Consider the following 17,527-nt stretch of genomic DNA (forward strand, 5'->3'; position numbering starts at 1 on the left):
GTCGCCATGGCGGACCTCTTCGACGGCTACCCCCTCGGGCAGCAGTGGGACGAGATGTTCGGAGAGGTCGGCCAGCCACGTCCGGCCTACTCCGGGCTGCACACCTCGCTGCAGCCGATGGCGGGGGAGGAGCTCTCCGCCCGCGCCGATGTGCTGTCCCAGACCTACCGCGACGCCGGCGTCACGTTCGCCCACGCCGGGGAGGAGCAGCCGTTCCCGCTCGACATCGTGCCGCGCGTCATCGGCGCCGAGGAGTGGTCGCTCATCGAGCGCGGCGTGGCCCAGCGGGTGCTGGCGCTGGAGGCGTTCCTGGCCGACGTCTACGGCGCGGGCCAGGTGTTCGCCGACGGGGTGGTTCCGCGCAGCGTCGTCACCACGAGCGCGCACTTCCACCGGCAGGCGCACGGGCTGGTGCCGCCCAACGGGGTGCGCGTGCACGTGTCGGGCATCGACCTGGTCCGCGACGAGGCCGGCGACTTCCGGGTGCTCGAGGACAACCTGCGCTCCCCGTCGGGCGTCAGCTACGTCATCACCAACCGGGCGGCGATGAGCCAGGTGCTGCCCGAGCTGTTCGCCGACCACCGCATCCAGCCGGTCGCCGACTACCCGACCCGGCTGCTGGCGGCCCTCAAGGCGTCGGCGCCGTCCAACGTGGCCGACCCGACGGTCGTCGTCCTCACCCCGGGCGTCTACAACTCCGCCTACTTCGAGCACGCGCTGCTGGCCCGCCAGATGGGCGTGGAGCTGGTCGAGGGCCGCGACCTGGTCTGCGCGGGCAACCAGGTCAGCATGCGGACGACGGACGGCCAGCGCCGCGTCGACGTCATCTACCGCCGCATCGACGACGAGTTCCTCGACCCGGTGCACTTCCGCCCCGACTCGGTGATCGGCTGCGCCGGCCTGCTCAACGCCGCCCGCGCCGGCCGGGTCACCATCGCCAACGCCGTCGGCAACGGCGTCGCCGACGACAAGCTGCTCTACACCTGGGTGCCCGACCTCGTCCGCTACTACCTGGCCGAGGAGCCGCTGCTGGCCAACGCCGACACCTACCGGCTCGACGAGCCGGACGTCGTCGCGTGGGTGCTGGACTCGCTGGACCAGCTGGTGCTCAAGCCGGTCGACGGCTCCGGCGGCAAGGGCATCGTCATCGGCCCGCGCGCCGACGAGCGGACCCTCGAGGAGCTGGCCGTCAAGGTCCGCGCCCGCCCGCGGGACTGGATCGCGCAGAAGCCGATCGGCCTGTCCACCTGCCCGACGCTGGTCGGTGGGCGGATCGCCCCGCGGCACGTGGACCTGCGGCCGTTCGCGGTCAACGACGGCGAGAAGGTGTGGGTGCTGCCCGGCGGGCTCACCCGCGTGGCGCTGCCCGAGGGCGAGCTGGTGGTCAACTCCAGCCAGGGCGGCGGCTCCAAGGACACCTGGGTGCTCAGCCCGCCCCGGCCGGCGGCGGAGGCCGACGAGCCCGCGGCCGACCTCACCCGGATCGAGTTCACCACCGCCGACCTGGCCGAGGAGTCACCGGCACCCGACCCCGGGCCGGCCGGCGACGTCCTGGTCGACCAGTCCCAGCAACAGCAGCAGATGGAGGACCCCGTCCCTCTCAGCCCTCGCACGCTCGGGCCGAGCCTCCGGACGGGGCCAGACCGCTGGTCGAGCTCGCGAGTCCCGGGAGGATCGGCATGCTGAGCCGGATCGCGGAGTCCCTGTTTTGGATCGGCCGCTACGTGGAGCGGGCCGACGACACCGCCCGCATCCTCGACGTGCACACCCAGCGGCTGGTCGAGGACCCGTGGATCGACGAGCGCAGCGCCTGCGCCACGCTGCTGTCGCTCATGGGCGCCCAGGTGCCCGACGACGAGGCCGACACCGAGCGGGTGCTGGCCACGCTGGCGTTCGAGCGGGCCAGCCCCAGCTCGATCGTCGGGGCGCTGTCGGCGGCGCGGGAGAACGCCCGGGGCGCCCGCGAGGTGCTCTCCGCCGAGATCTGGGAGTCGCTCAACGTCACCCACAACGCGCTGCCGCAGCAGCGGACGATGGCCCGGCGGTACGGCCCGCACTCGCTGTTCCGGTTCGTCCGCGAGCGCTCGGCGATGGTGTTCGGGCTGGCCGACTCCACGATGAGCCGCGACGAGAGCTGGCTGTTCCTCATCCTCGGCCGCTCGCTGGAGCGGGTGGACATGACCGCCCGCATCATCTCCACCCGCGTCCTGGCCGGCGACGCCGCGCCGTCGTGGACCCTGGTGCTGCGCTCCACCGGCGCCTACGAGCCCTACCTGCGCACCTACCGCGGGATGGTCGACTCCAGCCGCGCCTCGGAGTTCCTGCTGCTGGACCGGCTGTTCCCCCGCTCGGTGTTCGCCGCGCTCGAGCAGGCCGAGGCGTGCCTGGCCGAGCTGGAGCGCTCCCCGGTCCGCGACGCCACCCGGATCGGGGTCGCCGGCGAGGCGCACCGCATCGTGGGGCGGGCGCGCACCATGCTCGAGTTCATGAGCACCCCCGAGCTCCTGGGCCAGCTGCCGGCGCGGCTGGAGGAGCTGCAACGGACCTGCTCGCTGGCCAGCGCCGCGGTGACCAACCGGTTCTTCACCGAGCAGGCCCCGCAGGTGTGGGTCCCGGAGGGGGTGGCGTGAGCCAGACGCAGAGCCAGACGCCCGGCGGCCAGACCCAGACCCTCGGCGGGCTGACCCAGACCCAGCGGTCCGGCCCGCGGCCGCCGGGCGACCGCTGGCGGCTCCAGGTCGTGCACCGGACCCGCTTCCGGTACGGCGGCCCGGTGCGGTCGTCGTACAACGAGGCGCGGCTGACCCCGGAGAACAGCACCCGGCAGACCACGCTGCGCTCGCGGGTGGAGATCGAGCCCGGCGCCACCGCCTTCCCCTACCGCGACTACTGGGGCTCGACGGTCACCGCCTTCGACCTGCACACCCCGCACACCGAGCTCGTGGTCACCGGGACGTCCATCGTCGAGGCCGGGCCCGAGCCCGCCGAACACGAGCACGCCGGCTGGGCGCAGCTGCGCGGGCCGCAGGTGCGCGACCGGTTCGGTGAGCTGCTGGCCCCGACCGCGCTCACCGCCATCGACGAGGACGTCGTGGCCGAGGTCCGGGCCGCGGTGGGCGACGCCGACCCGCACGAGACCGCCGCCGCGGTCTGCCGGCTGGTGCGCGAGCGCATGGAGTACCTGTCGGGTTCCACCAACGTGAAGACCAACGCCATGCAGGCGTGGCGGTCGGCCAAGGGCGTCTGCCAGGACATCTCGCACGTCACCGTCGGCCTGCTGCGCGCGCTGGGGCTGCCGGCGCGGTACGTCTCCGGCTACCTGCACCCCAGGCGGGAGGCCGGGGTGGGGCAGACCGTGACCGGTGAGAGCCACGCCTGGGTGGAGTGGTGGGACGGCGGCTGGTGCGGCTTCGACCCGACCAACGCCGTCGAGGTGGCCCACCGGCACGTCACCCTCGGGCGGGGCCGCGACTACGGCGACGTCCCGCCGTTCAAGGGCATCTTCTCCGGGCCGGGCAGCGAGGGGCACACGGTCACCGTCGAGGTCACCCGCCTGGCCTGACGGCGAGCCGCTGGGCGCGGGGCGGATACTGGGGGTCCCATGACCTCTCCCAGTGACCGATGAGCGCACCCCTCAACCTGGTCAACCTCGAGCGGGTGCACAAGGCACACGGCGCGACCGTGCTGCTCGACGACGTCTCCCTCGGCATCGCCGCCGGTGAGCGGATCGGCGTGGTGGGCCGCAACGGCAGCGGCAAGTCCACGCTGCTCGGCGTCCTGACCGGCCGCGAGGAACCCGACACCGGTCGGGTCACCCGCCGCGGCGACCTGGCGCTGGGCGTGCTCGACCAGTCCGGCACGCTGCCGCCGGGGGCGACGATCCGCGACGTCGTCCTCCCGCCCAGCCTGTTCGCCGCCGAGCACGAGTGGGCCGCCGACCCCGCCGTCCGCAGCGTGCTGACCGGCCTGGAGCTCGACCGCCTCGGCCTGGACTCGCCGGTGGCCCCGATGTCCGGCGGTGAGCGCCGCCGGGTCGCGCTGGCCGCCCAGCTGGTCCGCCCGCTGGACCTCCTCGTCCTCGACGAGCCCACCAACCACCTGGACGTCGAGGGGGTCGCCTGGCTCGCCGACTACGTCAAGCGCCGAGTCGGCGCGCTGGTCGTCGTGACCCACGACCGGTGGTTCCTCGACGAGGTGTGCACCACGACGTGGGAGGTCGCCGACGGCGCGGTGCACGCCTACGAGGGTGGCTACGCGGCGTACACCCTGGCCCGCGCCGAGCGGGCGCGGATCGCCGCGGTCACCGAGGAGCGCCGGCTCAACCTGGTCCGCAAGGAGCTGGCCTGGCTGCGCCGCGGGCCGCCCGCGCGCACCAGCAAGCCCCGCTTCCGCATCGAGGCCGCGCAGGCGCTGATCGCCGACGAGCCGCCGGCGCGGGACTCCATGGCGCTGGCCGGCTTCGCCGCCCGCCGCCTGGGCAAGACCGTGTACGACGTGGAGGACGTCGACTACGCCGTCCCCGGCGACCCGGTGACCGGCACGCCCCCGCGCACCCTGTTCGGCGACCTGACCTGGCACGTCGGTCCCGGTGACCGGATCGGCATCGTCGGGGTCAACGGCGCCGGCAAGACCTCGCTGCTGCGGCTGCTGGTGGGTGAGACCGAGCCCGACCGCGGCCGGGTGGTCCGCGGTCAGACCGTCGCGCCGGCGTACCTCTCCCAGCACGTGACCGAGCTGCCGGGGCGGCTGCGGGTGCTCGAGGCGGTGCAGGAGGTCGCCCGCATCGCCCGGATCGGCAACCAGGAGATCTCGGCGTCCTCGCTGGCTGAGCGGTTCGGCTTCCCGGCGTCCCGGCAGTGGACGCCGGTGGGGGACCTCTCCGGCGGCGAGCGACGGCGGCTGCAGCTGCTGCGGCTGCTCATGGCCGAGCCGAACGTGCTGCTGCTCGACGAGCCGACCAACGACCTCGACATCGACACGCTGACCGCGCTCGAGGACCTGCTCGACGGCTTCCCGGGCACGGTGCTGGTGGTCAGCCACGACCGGTACTTCGTCGACCGGGTGTGCGACTCGGTGGTCGCGCTCATGGGCGACGGCTCGCTGGCCGCCCTGCCCGGCGGGGTGGAGGAGTACCTGGCGCGCCGGGCGGCGGGGGAGGCCCAGCTGTCGTCGGCCGGCTCCGGTTCCGGCACCGGCTCCGGTGGGACGGCGGTGTCCGCGCCGGCCCCGGACGCCGCGCCGGCCCGCTCGGCCGGGGACGTGCGGGCCGCCCGCAAGGAGGCCGCCCGCCTGGAGCGGCGCCTGGAGAAGCTCGCCGCCGAGGAGGAGCGGCTGCACGGTCAGCTCGCCGCCGCGGCCACCGACCACACGAAGGTGCTCGAGCTCGACGAGCGACTGCGGAGCGTGCTCGCCGAGAAGGAGCAGGTCGAGAGCGACTGGCTGGAGGCCGCGGAGCTCGCCGAGGGGTGAGCCGCATCACGGGGCCGGCTGCGCAGCCGGGTACTCCTCCCGCAGATGCTCGTGCTCTGCCCACGGTGCTGGGCAGAGCACGAGCATCCCGTGAGGGCCAGCGCCGGGCAGGACTTCGTGCCCTGCCCACCGTGGTGGGCAGAGCACGAGCATCCCGGAAAGGGACTGGTGTCGGCTGGCGCAGCCGGCGCGGCCGGCGGGCGTCTGTCGGCGTCCGGTCAGGCGGCGGACTGCTCGGCGCGGCGGCGGGCGATCATCCGCAGGCCGACGACCACCGGCGGGACGGCCCCGACCAGCGCGAAGCCGGCGTACAGCAGGGGGCTGAAGGTCAGCGCCGCCGACAGGGCCAGGCAGACCACGGCCGGGACCAGCAGCCACCAGCTGATGACACCGGCCCGCGCCAGGCCCGTGAAGCCCACGAGCGGACCGAGCAGGCCCAGCAGCGTCACGGTGCCGATGACACCCACGGCCGCCGAGCCCTGCACCGACCCGAACAGCGCCAGCGCGGTGTCGGCGGGCAGCTCCCGGCCGATGCCGCCGGTCCAGAAGTCGAAGAGGACCAGACCGGCCACCGTGACCAGGCCGAGGGCGGACATCAGCGCCCCGACGACGGTCGGGATGCGGCCGCGCACGCCGCGGACCAGCACGGGCGCCGCCAGCCAGGCCAGGCCCGCCGCCAGGTTGCCGTAGTGCAGCAGCAGCGCCGACAGCGCCGTCTGCCCCTCGTCGCGGGCCAGCGAGGCGATGTAGTCGGCGTCGGCCGGCGAGGCCTGCGGCGGCGAGGTGGCCATGCCGGCCACGTAGAGCAGCGAGCCCGCGACCAGGGCGCCACCGGCGATCGTGAGCATCAGGGAGCCCGCACTGCGGGCCGGCCGCGCCTCGGCGCCGGCGGCGGGGGTGCGGGTGGGGAGCGGGGAGGTGGTCATCGTTCCTCGTCAGGTCGGGTGCACCGCCTCGGTGCGGTGTCGACGAGAAAGCTAGGAACGGGGGCCTGACCTGCGCGTCCGTCGTGGCGGACCGACCGCCCTCCGCCGTGCGGGGGAGGACACGGCTCCGTCCATCGGCCGCGTGGGGGATCCCGGAGGCTCCCCGCGGGCCCTAGCGTGCTGGCCGTGCCCCGCTGGTCCACCGCCCCGTCCGCGCGCCGGCTCGTCTGGCCGGCCGTCGGGCTGCTCCTCGCCCTGCTCGCGGTCGTGGAGACCGCCATCGACGAGACCTTCTCCTTCCCGCTGGTCACCGCGCTGCCCGGCGTCGCCGTCGGCGTGCTGGTGGCGGCCGGTGCGCGGTGGCCCGAGCCGGCCGCGGTCCTCGGCGGGCTGAGCGTTCTCGGCAACTACGAGCTGGGCACGCCCGGCCCCGGGGGCGCCCAGCTCGTCGGGATGGCGGTGCTCGTCGGGCACGCCGCCGCCGTCCTGCCGGTCCGGCGCGGGCTGCGCGCCGCCGCGGTCGCGACGCTGGTCGTGGTCGTCTCCGGCGCCGCGTTCGGGCCGTCGACGTGGGAGAGCGTCTTCTACCTGCTCGTCACGGGTACGGCCTGGGGCGTCGGCGTGCTGGTCCGGCAGTCGCGCGAGCGGGCCCGCGAGCTGCAGGTGCTCGCCGCCCGGCTGACCGACCAGCAGGAGGCGGTGGCCGGTGCCGCGGTCGTGGCCGAGCGGGCGCGCATCGCCCGCGAGGTGCACGACTCCGTCGCGCACTCCGTCAGCGTGATGGTGCTGCAGATGGGCGGGCTGCGCCGGCTGCTGCCCGACCACCCCGAGGCCCAGGAGGTGCTGCTCGGCCTGGAGCGGCTCGGCCGGGACTCCGTCGACGAAATGCGCCGGGTGGTCGGCATCCTCCGCGAGGGGGTGGGCGGGGAGGCTGCCGCACCCGCCCCGCAACCGTCCCTGTCGCGCCTGGACGCCGTCCTCGACGAGCTCCGCGCCGCTGGCATGCCCGTCGAGCTCACCGTCACCGGGCAGCCGGTCGAGCTGCCGCAGCTGGTCGACGTCTCCGCCGTCCGCGTGGTGCAGGAGGCGCTGTCCAACGTCGTCCGGCACGCCGGAGCCGCCGCGACCCGGGTGTCGGTCGGCTACGCGCCGGGTGCGGTCACCGTCACCGTCACCGACGACGGCCGGCCCAGGATGAGCGCCGAACCACCGACCGGCAGCGGCGGGCACGGGCAGCTGCACATGCGCGAGCGGGTGGCGGTCGCCGGCGGGCGCCTGGAGGTCGGGCCGGTCCGCGGCGGTGGCTACCGGGTGCGGGCCACCTTCCCGCTCGCGGTGCCGGCCACCCCGGCGGAGGTGGGGGCGTGACCATCCGGGTGGTGCTCGTCGACGACCAGGCCATGGTGCGGACGGGGCTGCGGATGGTGCTCGCTGCCGAGCCCGACATCGAGGTGGTCGGCGAGGCGGCCGACGGCGCGGCCGGTGTCCGGGTGGTGACCGAGACCCGGCCGGACGTCGTCCTGCTCGACGTCCGCATGCCGGGCGTGGACGGGCTCGAGGCCGCCCGCCGGCTGGCCGCCGCGGACCTGCCGACCCGCATCATCGTGCTGACCACGTTCGACGAGGACGAGTACGTCGCCGCGGCGCTGCGGGCCGGGGTCAGCGGGTTCCTGCTCAAGGTGGCCCCGCCGGAGGACCTGGTCGCGGCGGTGCGCACCGTCGCGGCCGGGCAGGGGCTGCTCGACCCGGCGGTGACGCTGCGGGTCATCGAGAGCTTCGCCGCCGCCCCGTCTCCCGACCCCGAGCGGGCCGGCGCGCTGGACCGGCTCACCGAGCGGGAGACCGACGTCCTCGCGCTGGTCGCGGCCGGGCTGACCAACGCCGAGATCGCCGCGCGGCTGTACCTGGGCGAGGCGACGGTCAAGACGCACGTGAGCCGGGTACTGCTGAAACTGGGGCTGCGGGACCGCGTCCAGGCGGTGGCCTTCGCCTACGAGAGCGGCCTGGTCCGGCCGGGCAGGTAAGCTCGGCCTCACCGCCGGCCGTCGACGACCGACGTCTGTGGTCCCCGAGCCGCCCTCCGACTCCCGGGAGACCCGTGCTTGTTCTGCTGCTCCTCCACCTGCTCGCCGGCGTGCTCGCGCCCGTGTTCGTGCGGTGGTGGGGGCGGCAGGCGTTCCTCGTCCTCGCGCTGGTGCCCGCCGCGGCGTTCGTCTGGGCCCTGGCCCAGCTGGGCACCGTCCTCGGCGGGGAGGACGTCCGTGAGACCGTGCCGTGGATCCCCGCCCTCGACCTCGACGTCGCGCTGCGGCTCGACGCCCTCGCGCTGGCCTTCGCCGCGCTGGTCACCGGGGTGGGCGCGCTGGTCCTGGTCTACTGCGCCCGCTACTTCGAGCCCGGTGACGAGGGCACCGGCCGGTTCGCCGGGTCCCTCGTCGCGTTCGCCGGCTCCATGCTCGGCCTGGTCCTCGCCGACGACCTGCTGCTCCTGTACGTCTTCTGGGAGCTGACCACCGTCTTCTCCTTCCTGCTCATCGGCGGTTCCGGACGGCGGCTGGCCGCGCGGCGGGCGGCGTCGCAGGCGCTGGTCCTCACCACCGCGGGCGGGCTGGCCATGCTCGTCGGGCTGATCATGATCGGGCAGGCCAGCGGCTCGTACCTGCTGTCGGAGGTCGTCGCCGACCCCGGCACCGGCACCGGCATGGTCGCCGGGACGGCGCTGGTGCTGGCCGGGGCCGTCACCAAGTCGGCGATGGTCCCGTTCCACTTCTGGTTGCCCGCCGCGATGGAGGCGCCGACGCCGGTCAGCGCCTACCTGCACGCCGCGGCGATGGTGAAGGCCGGCATCTACCTGGTCGCGCGGCTGGCGCCCGGGTTCGCCGAGATCCCCGGGTGGCGGCCGGTCGTGCTCGGGCTCGGGCTGGCCACGATGCTCGTCGGCGGCTACCGGTCGCTGCGGCAGAACGACCTCAAGCTGCTGCTGGCCTTCGGCACCGTCAGCCAGCTGGGGTTCCTCATGGTGCTGGTGGGCGGCGGCAGCCGGGAACTGGCCGCGGCCGGCCTGGCGATGACCATCGCCCACGCCCTGTTCAAGTCCGCGCTGTTCCTCACCGTCGGCGTCATCGACCACGCCACCGGGACCCGCGACCTGCGCAAGCTGTCCGGCCTGGGCCGGCGGCTCCCCGTGGTCGCCGGGGTCGGGCTGCTCGCTGGTGCCTCGATGGCCGGCATCCCACCGCTGCTGGGCTTCGTCGGCAAGGAGGCGGCGTTCACCGCGCTGCTGGACGGCGGCCTGCCCTCCCGCACCGCGGCCGCGTTCGAGCTGACCGGGCTGGTCGTCGGCTCGGTGCTCACCGCGGCCTACACCTTCCGCTTCCTGTGGGGCGCCTTCGCCCGCAAGCCCGGCGTGCCCGAGACCGTGCCAGCGCACCCGCCGGGGCCCCTGTTCCTCGCCGCGCCCGCCGTGCTCGCGCTGGCCGGGTTCGTCCTCGGGCCGGGCAGCCCCCTGCTCGAGCCGCTGGTCGGCTCCTACGCCGAGTCGCTGCCCCTGCTCGCGCCCGAGTACGAGGAGCTGGCGCTGTGGCACGGGCTGCAGCCGGCGCTCGCCCTCACCGCGATCACGCTGCTCGGCGGCGCCGCGCTGTTCGCCGCCCGCGCGCCGCTGAACCGGCTGCAGCGGCGGATCGCGGTCGGGGCGTCGGCCGACGAGGGCTACTGGAACGTCGTCCAGGGCATCGACCGGCTCGCCGTCCTGGTCACCGGCACCACCCAGCGCGGCTCGCTGCCGGCCTACCTGGGCACGATCCTCGTCGTCGTCCTGGCGCTGCCGGGCACGATCCTGCTGACCCGGGCGCCGTGGCCGGGGGAGTGGCGGGCCTGGGACACCCCGGTCCAGGCGATGGTCGGCGTCGTCGTCGTCACCGCGGCGCTGCTGGCCCTGCGCATCCGGCAGCGGCTGTCGGCCGTCCTCGTCGTCGGCGTGACCGGGTACGGGGCCGCGGTCCTGTTCGTGGTGCAGGGCGCGCCGGACCTCGCGCTCACCCAGTTCCTCGTCGAGACCCTCACCCTCGTCGTCTTCGTCCTCGTGCTGCGCAAGCTGCCCAAGGACATCACCGAGCGGCACCGGCCCCGGGAGCGCGCCGTCCGCGGGGTGATCGCGGTCGGCGTCGGGGCGTTCATGGCCGCCGTGGGGGCGGTCGCGTTGTCGGCGCGCACCGCGATCCCGGTGTCGGCCGCCTACCCCGAGGAGGCGTTCGAGTTCGGCGGGGGCAAGAACATCGTCAACGTCACCCTCGTCGACATCCGCGCCTGGGACACCCTCGGCGAGATCTCGCTGCTGGTCGTCGCCGCGACCGGCGTGGCCAGCCTGGTCTTCCTGCGCGGGCGCACCGGCGGCGTCGAGCGCATCACCAGCGCCGCGCTCGAGGCCAAGCGCCGCCGCGGCGGCCGGGCGCCCCGCGACCGGTGGCTGGCCGCGACCGCGGTCCTCGACCCGGCTCGCCGCTCCGTGGTGCTCGAGGTCATCACCCGGATCCTGTTCCACACGATCATGGTCTTCTCGCTCTACCTGCTGTTCTCCGGGCACAACGAGCCCGGGGGCGGCTTCGCCGGTGGCCTGGTGGCGGGCCTGGCCCTCGTGCTGCGCTACCTCGCCGGCGGCCGCTACGAGCTCGGTGAGGCCGCCCCGGTCGCCCCCGGCCTGCTGCTCGGCGCCGGGCTGGTCTTCGCCGGCGGCACCGGCGTGGGGGGCCTGCTGCTCGGCGCCGAGGTGCTGCAGACCGCGATCCTCGAGTTCGACCTGCCGGTGCTCGGCCACGTCAAGCTCGTGACCTCGCTGTTCTTCGACATCGGCGTCTACCTCATCGTCGTCGGGCTGGTCCTCGACGTCCTGCGCAGCCTGGGCGCCGAGCTGGACCGCCAGGAGGACGAGGACGACCCGATCGAGCTGACCCCGGGGGAGATGGTGGTCCGATGACCCCGACCGTCGTGCTGCCGGTGATCATCGGCGGCCTCTACGCGGCGGGCGTGTACCTGCTCCTCGACCGCAGCCTCACCCGCGTCCTGCTGGGCTTCCTGCTGCTGGGCAACGCCACCAACCTGCTGCTGCTCTCGGCCGGCGGGCCGGCCGGGCTCGCGCCGATCCTCGGCTACTCCGACCCGGAGGACATGAACGACCCGCTGCCGCAGGCGCTCATCCTGACCGCCATCGTCATCACCTTCGGCGTCTCGGCGTTCGTGCTCGCGATGATCCACCGCTCCTGGCGGCTGGTGCACCAGGAGGTCGTCGGCACCGACGAGGAGGACCGCCGCGTCGCTGCACGCTCGGGCCCGGACGTCGACGAGCTCGACCCCGACGACCTGGACCCGGACGACCGCGCGGCCGGGCACGCCGACAGCCTGCACGGCCCCGACACCGAGGACCTGCCCGCGGACGACGTCGACCTGCCCGCCGGGACGGGAGCCCGGTGACCAGCGTCCTCACGCCCCTGCCGGTCCTCCTGCCGCTGCTCGGCGCGGCCGTCGCGCTGCTGACCTCCGGCCACCCGCGGACGCAGCGGATCCTCAGCCTCGCCGTCCTCACCGCGGTGCTCGCGGTCTCGGTGACCCTGCTGCTGATCGCGGACGCCGACGGCCCCGTCTCGGTCTCCGTCGGCGGCTGGCCGGTCCCGCTGGGCATCGTCCTGGTCGTCGACCGGCTCTCGGCGCTGATGCTGGTGGTCGCCTCCACCGTGGCCCTGGCCGTCCTCGTGTTCGCCGTCGGCCAGGGCGCCGCCGACGGGCAGGAGGACACGCCCCTGTCGATCTTCCACCCGACGTTCCTCGTGCTGGTCGCGGGCGTGAGCAACGCCTTCCTCGCCGGGGACCTGTTCAACCTCTACGTCGGCTTCGAGATCCTGCTGATGGCCTCCTACGTGCTGCTGACCCTCGGCGGCACGGCCCCGCGCATCCGCGGCGGCATCACCTACGTCATCGTCAGCCTGACCAGCTCGCTGGTCTTCCTCGCCGCGATCGGGCTGGTCTACGCCGCGACGGGCACGGTGAACATGGCCGACCTCGCGGTGCGACTGGGCGAGCTGCCCGAGGGCACCCAGGTGCTGTTGCAGTCGATGCTGCTCATCGCGTTCGGCATCAAGGCCGCGGTGTTCCCGCTGTCGGCGTGGCTGCCCGACAGCTACCCGACCGCGCCGGCGCCGGTGACCGCGGTGTTCGCCGGCCTGCTCACCAAGGTCGGCGTCTACGCGATCATCCGCACCCAGACCCTGCTGTTCCCCGACGGGGCTCTGGACGACCTGCTGATGTGGGCGGCGCTGGCCACGATGGTGATCGGCATCCTCGGCGCGGTGGCGCAGACCGACCTGCGGCGCATGCTGTCGTTCACGCTGGTCAGCCACATCGGGTACATGGTGTTCGGCATCGCCCTGGGGACGACGGCCGGTCTGGCCGGTGCGGTCTTCTACGTGGCCCACCACATCGCCATCCAGACCACGCTGTTCCTGGTCGCCGGGCTGGTCGAGCGGCAGGGCGGCACCACCTCGGTGGACAAGCTGGGCGGGCTGGCCCGGCGCTCCCCGCTGCTGGCGATCCTCTTCTTCGTGCCGGCGATGAACCTGGCCGGCATCCCGCCGCTGTCGGGATTCATCGGCAAGCTCGGCCTGCTGCACGCCGGGGTCGCCGACGGCAGCTCCCTGGCGCTGCTGCTGGTCGCCGGCGGGGTGGTCACGAGCCTGCTGACGCTCCTGGCGATCGCCCGCGTCTGGACCCGCGCCTTCTGGCGGTCCCCGACCCAGTCACCCGCCGACGACACCGCGGCCGCCGCCGCGGCCGACGCCGGATCGGGCGGGGGCAGGACGCCCGACGGCGGCCCGTCCCCCGACGGCGGCGGGGCGCGGACGCCGTTCCAGGTCGCCTGGCGGCGGCACACGCGCGTGGCCACCGCCGCCGAGCCGGACCTGCCCCCGGCGGCCGCCGGCGTCCGCGCGCTGCGCCCGCTGCCGACGACGATGGTCGCGGCCACCGCCGCGCTGGCCGCGGTCACCGTGGCGCTCACCTTCCTGGCCGGCCCGCTCTACGGCATCGCCGACCGCGCCGCCGAGGACCTGCTGGAGCGCACCCCGTACGTCTCCACGGTGCTCGGCCCGGGGGTGAGCCCGTGAGCGTGGAACCCACGGCGACGCGGCTGCGGCACCAGGTGCCGCTGGTCGCCTGGCTCGTCCTGGTCTGGATCCTGCTGTGGGGCACGTGGTCCTGGGCCAACGTCGTCAGCGGGCTGGTGGTGGCGCTGGCGGTCCTGGTGCTGCTGCCCCTGCCGCACGTCGTCGGCGGCGTCCGCGTGCGCCTCGTGCCGATGCTCGTGTTCCTCGGACACTTCGCCACCGACCTGGTCGTCTCCGCCGCGCAGGTCGCCTGGGTCGCCCTGCGGCCCGGCGGCGCGGGGCAGTCGGCGATCGTTCGGGTCCGGCTGCGGGCCGACTCCGACCTGCTGCTGACGATGGTGGCCGAGGCCACGTCGCTGGTCCCCGGCTCGCTGGTGCTCGACCTCGACCGGGAGGAGCGCCTGATCACCGTGCACCTGCTGCACGTGCGCGACCACGAGGCCGTGGCGCGCGAGAAGGAGGACGTCCTGCGCACCGAGACCCGGCTGGTCCGGGCGTTCGGCTCGGCGGCCGACCTCGCCGCCCTCGAGGGGGCCCGGTGACCGTCGTGGCGTACGTGCTGTACGCGTTCGTCGGCGGGGGCGCGCTGCTGGCGCTGGTCCGGCTCGCCCAGGGCCCGTCGCTGCTGGACCGCGTGGTCGCCACCGACACGCTGCTGGTCATCATCTCCGCCGGTCTGGCGGTGTACGCCGCGCTCGAGCGGAACCCCACGGTGGTGCCGGTGCTGGTCGTCGTCTCGCTGCTGGCCTTCGTCGGCTCCGTGTCGGTGGCCCGCTACGTGGGCGGGATGCTCCTGCGCGCCCGCACCGACGACGGCCGGGACCTCGGCCTGCCGGTCGCCGCCGAGGAGAGGGAGGGGCGGCCGTGAACAGCCCGGCCGACGTCGTGGCGGTCGCCTGCCTGCTGGCCGGCGCCTTCCTCTGCCTCACCGCCGGGCTCGGGCTGGTGCGCTTCCCCGACGTCCTCACCCGGATGCACGCCGGCACGAAACCGCAGGTCCTCGGCGTGCTGCTGATCATGGTCGGCGCGGCGATCCGGCTCAGCGGCTGGTCGGCGACGTGGATGCTGCTGCTGGTCGCCGCCTTCCAGCTGCTGACCGCCCCGGTGAGCGCGCACATGATCAGCCGGGTGGCCTACCGCCGCCGGCACGTCCGCCGCGACCTGCTGCTGGTCGACGAGCTCGGCGAGGGCGGGCACCAGGACGTGCTCTACCGCGGGGACGAGCCCGGCGACGCCCCGCCGGAGGAGCCGCCGCGCTCGGTCCCCGGCGGCTGACTCAGCCCAGCTGGCCCAACCAGAACGGCAGGCCCTGATCGTCGCGGCAGTACGCGGACAGCCCGTAGGACTGGCGCTCGACCTCCCCGGCCTGCCCGCCTGCGGTGCGCACGGCGGCGACGGCGACCTCGATGTCGTCGACGGCGTACATCGGCACCGCGCCGGCGTCGTGCGCCGCGCCGCCGCCGATGCCGACCATGGGGGTCACCGCCTGGTCCTCCCAGCCGTCCTCGACCCGCCCGGGGCTCATCGACCAGCCCAGCACGGCCTCGTAGAAGTCGCGGGCGCGGGCGCCGTCGGGCACGCGCAGGGTGAGGTAGACGGTGTCGCCGGGCCGCACCGGCGGGCGGGAGGCGGCCGGCGACCCGGCGGGGGTCTGCAGCATCCAGCGGTGGCCGAACGGGTCGAGGACGACGCCGGTGCGCCCGTACGGCGCGTCGGCCGGCTCTCGCTCGACGGTCGCCCCGGCGGCGGCCGCGCGGGCCACGGCGCCGTCCACGTCGGGCACGGCCAGGTGCAGCGAGACGCTCACCCGCCCGGTGTCCGGCCCGGTCAGGCCCAGCTCGGGGTGCTCGTCGGCCAGGTAGAGGGTGGCGCCGCCGACGTCGAGCTCGGCGTGGTCGATGCGGTCGTCGTCGGAGACGTAGGGGTCGCCCACCACGCGGGCGCCGAGCGCGTCGGCATACCACGCCATCGCCGCTCGGGCGTCGCGCACGACGAGGTAGGGGGTCAGCTGCGACATCCTCGGATGATGTCCCGGCGGGGTCCGGGTGAGGGCGTCGTCCCACGCCCTCACCCGGCAATTCCTACCGCTGGGCCCGGTTCACCGCCGAGACGACCGCGCGCAGGGACGCGCTGACGATGTTCGGGTCGATGCCCACGCCCCACAGCACCCGGTCTCCCACGGCGCACTCGACGTAGGCCGCGGCCCGGGCGTCACCGCCGGCGGACATGGCGTGCTCGGCGTAGTCGAGCACCCGGACGTCGACGTCGACGGACCGCAGCGCCTCGACGAACGCAGCGATCGGGCCGTTGCCGCGGCCCTCGACCGTGACCGGGACGCCGTTGTCGACGAGCTCCACGACCATCTCGTCCAGCTGCTCGCCGTGCGCGGTGTGCCGGTGCCCGGCCAGCGAGAAGCGGCCCCAGGGCGCGTCCGGGTCGGGCAGGTACTCGCTGGAGAAGGCGGTCCACATCTGCTGGGCGGTCACCTCGCCGCCCTCGTCGTCGGTGTGCCGCTGGATGACGGCGCTGAACTCGATCTGCAGCCGGCGGGGCAGGTCCAGGTGGTTCTCGGTCTTCATGATGTAGGCGACGCCGCCCTTGCCGGACTGGCTGTTCACCCGGATCACGGCCTCGTAGCTGCGGCCGACGTCCTTGGGGTCGATGGGCAGGTACGGCACCGCCCAGGGCATGTCCTCGACCGGCTTCTCGGCCGCCCGCGCGTCGGCCTCCAGCGCCTTGAAGCCCTTGTTGATCGCGTCCTGGTGGGAGCCGGAGAAGGCCGTGTAGACCAGGTCGCCGCCGTAGGGGTGCCGCTCGTGGACGCCCAGCTGGTTGCAGTACTCGACGGTGCGGCGCACCTCGTCGATGTCGGAGAAGTCGATCTGCGGGTCGATGCCCTGGCTGAACAGGTTCAGGCCGAGGGTGACCAGGTCGACGTTGCCGGTGCGCTCGCCGTTGCCGAACAGGCAGCCCTCGATGCGGTCGGCGCCGGCGCGGTAGCCCAGCTCGGCGGCGGCGACGGCGGTGCCGCGGTCGTTGTGCGGGTGCAGGCTGAGCACGACGGCGTCGCGGCGGCCCAGGTTCCGGTGCATCCACTCGATCTGGTCGGCGTAGACGGTCGGCTCGGCCATCTCCACCGTCGCCGGCAGGTTGATGATCGTCGGCCGGTCGGGGGTGGGCTCCCAGACGTCGGTGACGGCGTTGCAGACCTCGACGGCGAAGTCCAGCTCGGTGCCGGTGAAGGACTCCGGCGAGTACTCGAAGAAGATCTCGGTGCCGGTCATCTGCTCGGCCAGCTTGCGGACCACCTGCGCGCCGTGGACGGCGATGTCGACGATGCCGGCGCGGTCGGAGTTGAAGACCACGCGCCGCTGCAGGGTGGACGTCGAGTTGTACAGGTGGACGATCGCCTGCTTGGCCCCGCGCAGCGACTCGTAGGTGCGCTCGATCAGCTCGTCCCGGGCCTGCGTCAGCACCTGGATGGTGACGTCGTCGGGTACCAGGTCGTCCTCGATGAGCTGGCGGACGAAGTCGAAGTCGGTCTGGCTCGCCGCCGGGAAGCCGACCTCGATCTCCTTGTAGCCCATGCGGACCAGCAGCTCGAACATCCGCCGCTTGCGGTCGGGCGTCATGGGGTCGATCAGTGCCTGGTTGCCGTCCCGCAGGTCGACGGCGCACCAGCGGGGGGCCACGGTGGTGACCGTGTCGGGCCAGGTGCGGTCGGGCAGCACGATCGGGGTGAACGGCGCGTAGCGGTGGATCGGCATGCCCGAGGGCTGCTGGGGGTTCCGGACGTGCGGGTGGTTGTCGCTCATGCTCCTGCTCACGGGGTTCGCTCCTCTGGCGCGGGCTGGACTCAGCTCCGGTGGGGCGGTCAGCGGCGCCGGGGACGCGCGGACTCCGCGGCGAGGGGGCCGACCTAGGAGAGGGCCTCGCCGCGGCGGGTAAGCAGGAGGCAGCCGCGCACGCCCCCACGGT

The 17,527-nt window shown here is 74.4% G+C and carries 15 protein-coding genes; 12 read left to right on the forward strand and 3 right to left on the reverse strand.

Features of this window, described 5'->3' with window-relative positions; all coding sequences use genetic code 11:
* Positions 1–6 precede the first annotated feature (6 nt).
* The 4 genes from ACI78Q_RS00635 to ACI78Q_RS00650 are packed head-to-tail and all read left to right on the forward strand — an operon-like array spanning position 7 to position 5,469.
* Positions 7–1,686: a circularly permuted type 2 ATP-grasp protein gene (locus ACI78Q_RS00635; protein WP_456921358.1), complete on the forward strand. Its 1,680-nt coding sequence runs from the start codon at positions 7–9 to the stop codon at positions 1,684–1,686.
* A complete protein-coding gene (locus tag ACI78Q_RS00640; RefSeq protein ID WP_456921359.1) occupies positions 1,680–2,630 on the forward strand; it encodes an alpha-E domain-containing protein in 951 nt (316 codons plus the stop codon). The genes ACI78Q_RS00635 and ACI78Q_RS00640 overlap by 7 nt, the downstream gene beginning before the upstream one ends.
* Entirely contained in the window at positions 2,627–3,562 is a 936-nt protein-coding gene (locus tag ACI78Q_RS00645; RefSeq protein ID WP_456921360.1) for a transglutaminase family protein, read from the forward strand. Before ACI78Q_RS00640 ends, ACI78Q_RS00645 begins: the two co-directional genes overlap by 4 nt.
* A gap of 59 nt (positions 3,563–3,621) precedes the next feature.
* Entirely contained in the window at positions 3,622–5,469 is a 1,848-nt protein-coding gene (locus tag ACI78Q_RS00650; RefSeq protein ID WP_456921361.1) for an ABC-F family ATP-binding cassette domain-containing protein, read from the forward strand.
* Between the two features lie 218 nt (positions 5,470–5,687).
* Here ACI78Q_RS00650 and ACI78Q_RS00655 read toward each other — a convergent pair whose 3' ends face one another.
* Entirely contained in the window at positions 5,688–6,395 is a 708-nt protein-coding gene (locus ACI78Q_RS00655; protein WP_456921362.1) for a hypothetical protein, read from the reverse strand.
* Positions 6,396–6,581: 186 nt separating this feature from the next.
* Between ACI78Q_RS00655 and ACI78Q_RS00660 the strand changes: the two genes are divergently transcribed.
* The 8 genes from ACI78Q_RS00660 to mnhG all read left to right on the forward strand — a co-directional run bounded on the left by ACI78Q_RS00660 (position 6,582) and on the right by mnhG (position 14,824).
* On the forward strand, positions 6,582–7,763 hold the full coding sequence (locus ACI78Q_RS00660) for a sensor histidine kinase (protein WP_456921363.1): 1,182 nt from the start codon (positions 6,582–6,584) through the stop codon (positions 7,761–7,763).
* Complete coding sequence (locus ACI78Q_RS00665; protein ID WP_456921364.1) at positions 7,760–8,419, forward strand: response regulator; 660 nt, start codon at positions 7,760–7,762, stop codon at positions 8,417–8,419. The genes ACI78Q_RS00660 and ACI78Q_RS00665 overlap by 4 nt, the downstream gene beginning before the upstream one ends.
* Positions 8,420–8,493: 74 nt before the next feature.
* A complete protein-coding gene (locus tag ACI78Q_RS00670) occupies positions 8,494–11,370 on the forward strand; it encodes a Na+/H+ antiporter subunit A (protein WP_456921365.1) in 2,877 nt (958 codons plus the stop codon).
* Positions 11,367–11,864, forward strand: a complete 498-nt coding sequence (locus tag ACI78Q_RS00675; RefSeq protein ID WP_456921366.1) for a Na(+)/H(+) antiporter subunit C — start codon at positions 11,367–11,369, stop codon at positions 11,862–11,864. Before ACI78Q_RS00670 ends, ACI78Q_RS00675 begins: the two co-directional genes overlap by 4 nt.
* Complete coding sequence (locus ACI78Q_RS00680; RefSeq protein ID WP_456921367.1) at positions 11,861–13,549, forward strand: Na+/H+ antiporter subunit D; 1,689 nt, start codon at positions 11,861–11,863, stop codon at positions 13,547–13,549. The genes ACI78Q_RS00675 and ACI78Q_RS00680 overlap by 4 nt, the downstream gene beginning before the upstream one ends.
* Positions 13,546–14,091 carry a Na+/H+ antiporter subunit E gene (locus tag ACI78Q_RS00685; protein WP_456921368.1) on the forward strand — a complete coding sequence of 182 codons (546 nt, stop codon included), beginning with the start codon at positions 13,546–13,548 and terminating at the stop codon, positions 14,089–14,091. Before ACI78Q_RS00680 ends, ACI78Q_RS00685 begins: the two co-directional genes overlap by 4 nt.
* Positions 14,088–14,417 carry a monovalent cation/H+ antiporter complex subunit F gene (locus ACI78Q_RS00690; RefSeq protein ID WP_456921369.1) on the forward strand — a complete coding sequence of 110 codons (330 nt, stop codon included), beginning with the start codon at positions 14,088–14,090 and terminating at the stop codon, positions 14,415–14,417. The genes ACI78Q_RS00685 and ACI78Q_RS00690 overlap by 4 nt, the downstream gene beginning before the upstream one ends.
* Positions 14,414–14,824: a monovalent cation/H(+) antiporter subunit G gene (mnhG, locus tag ACI78Q_RS00695; RefSeq protein ID WP_456921370.1), complete on the forward strand. Its 411-nt coding sequence runs from the start codon at positions 14,414–14,416 to the stop codon at positions 14,822–14,824. Before ACI78Q_RS00690 ends, mnhG begins: the two co-directional genes overlap by 4 nt.
* A 1-nt stretch (position 14,825) precedes the next feature.
* On the opposite strand, the gene ACI78Q_RS00700 is transcribed toward mnhG, so the two are convergent.
* Positions 14,826–15,566, reverse strand: a complete 741-nt coding sequence (locus ACI78Q_RS00700; protein WP_456921371.1) for a VOC family protein — start codon at positions 15,564–15,566, stop codon at positions 14,826–14,828.
* A gap of 64 nt (positions 15,567–15,630) precedes the next feature.
* Positions 15,631–17,376 carry a 2-isopropylmalate synthase gene (leuA, locus tag ACI78Q_RS00705; protein ID WP_456921372.1) on the reverse strand — a complete coding sequence of 582 codons (1,746 nt, stop codon included), beginning with the start codon at positions 17,374–17,376 and terminating at the stop codon, positions 15,631–15,633.
* Positions 17,377–17,527: the final 151 nt, after the last annotated feature.

This window comes from Geodermatophilus sp. SYSU D00705 (assembly GCF_054050135.1).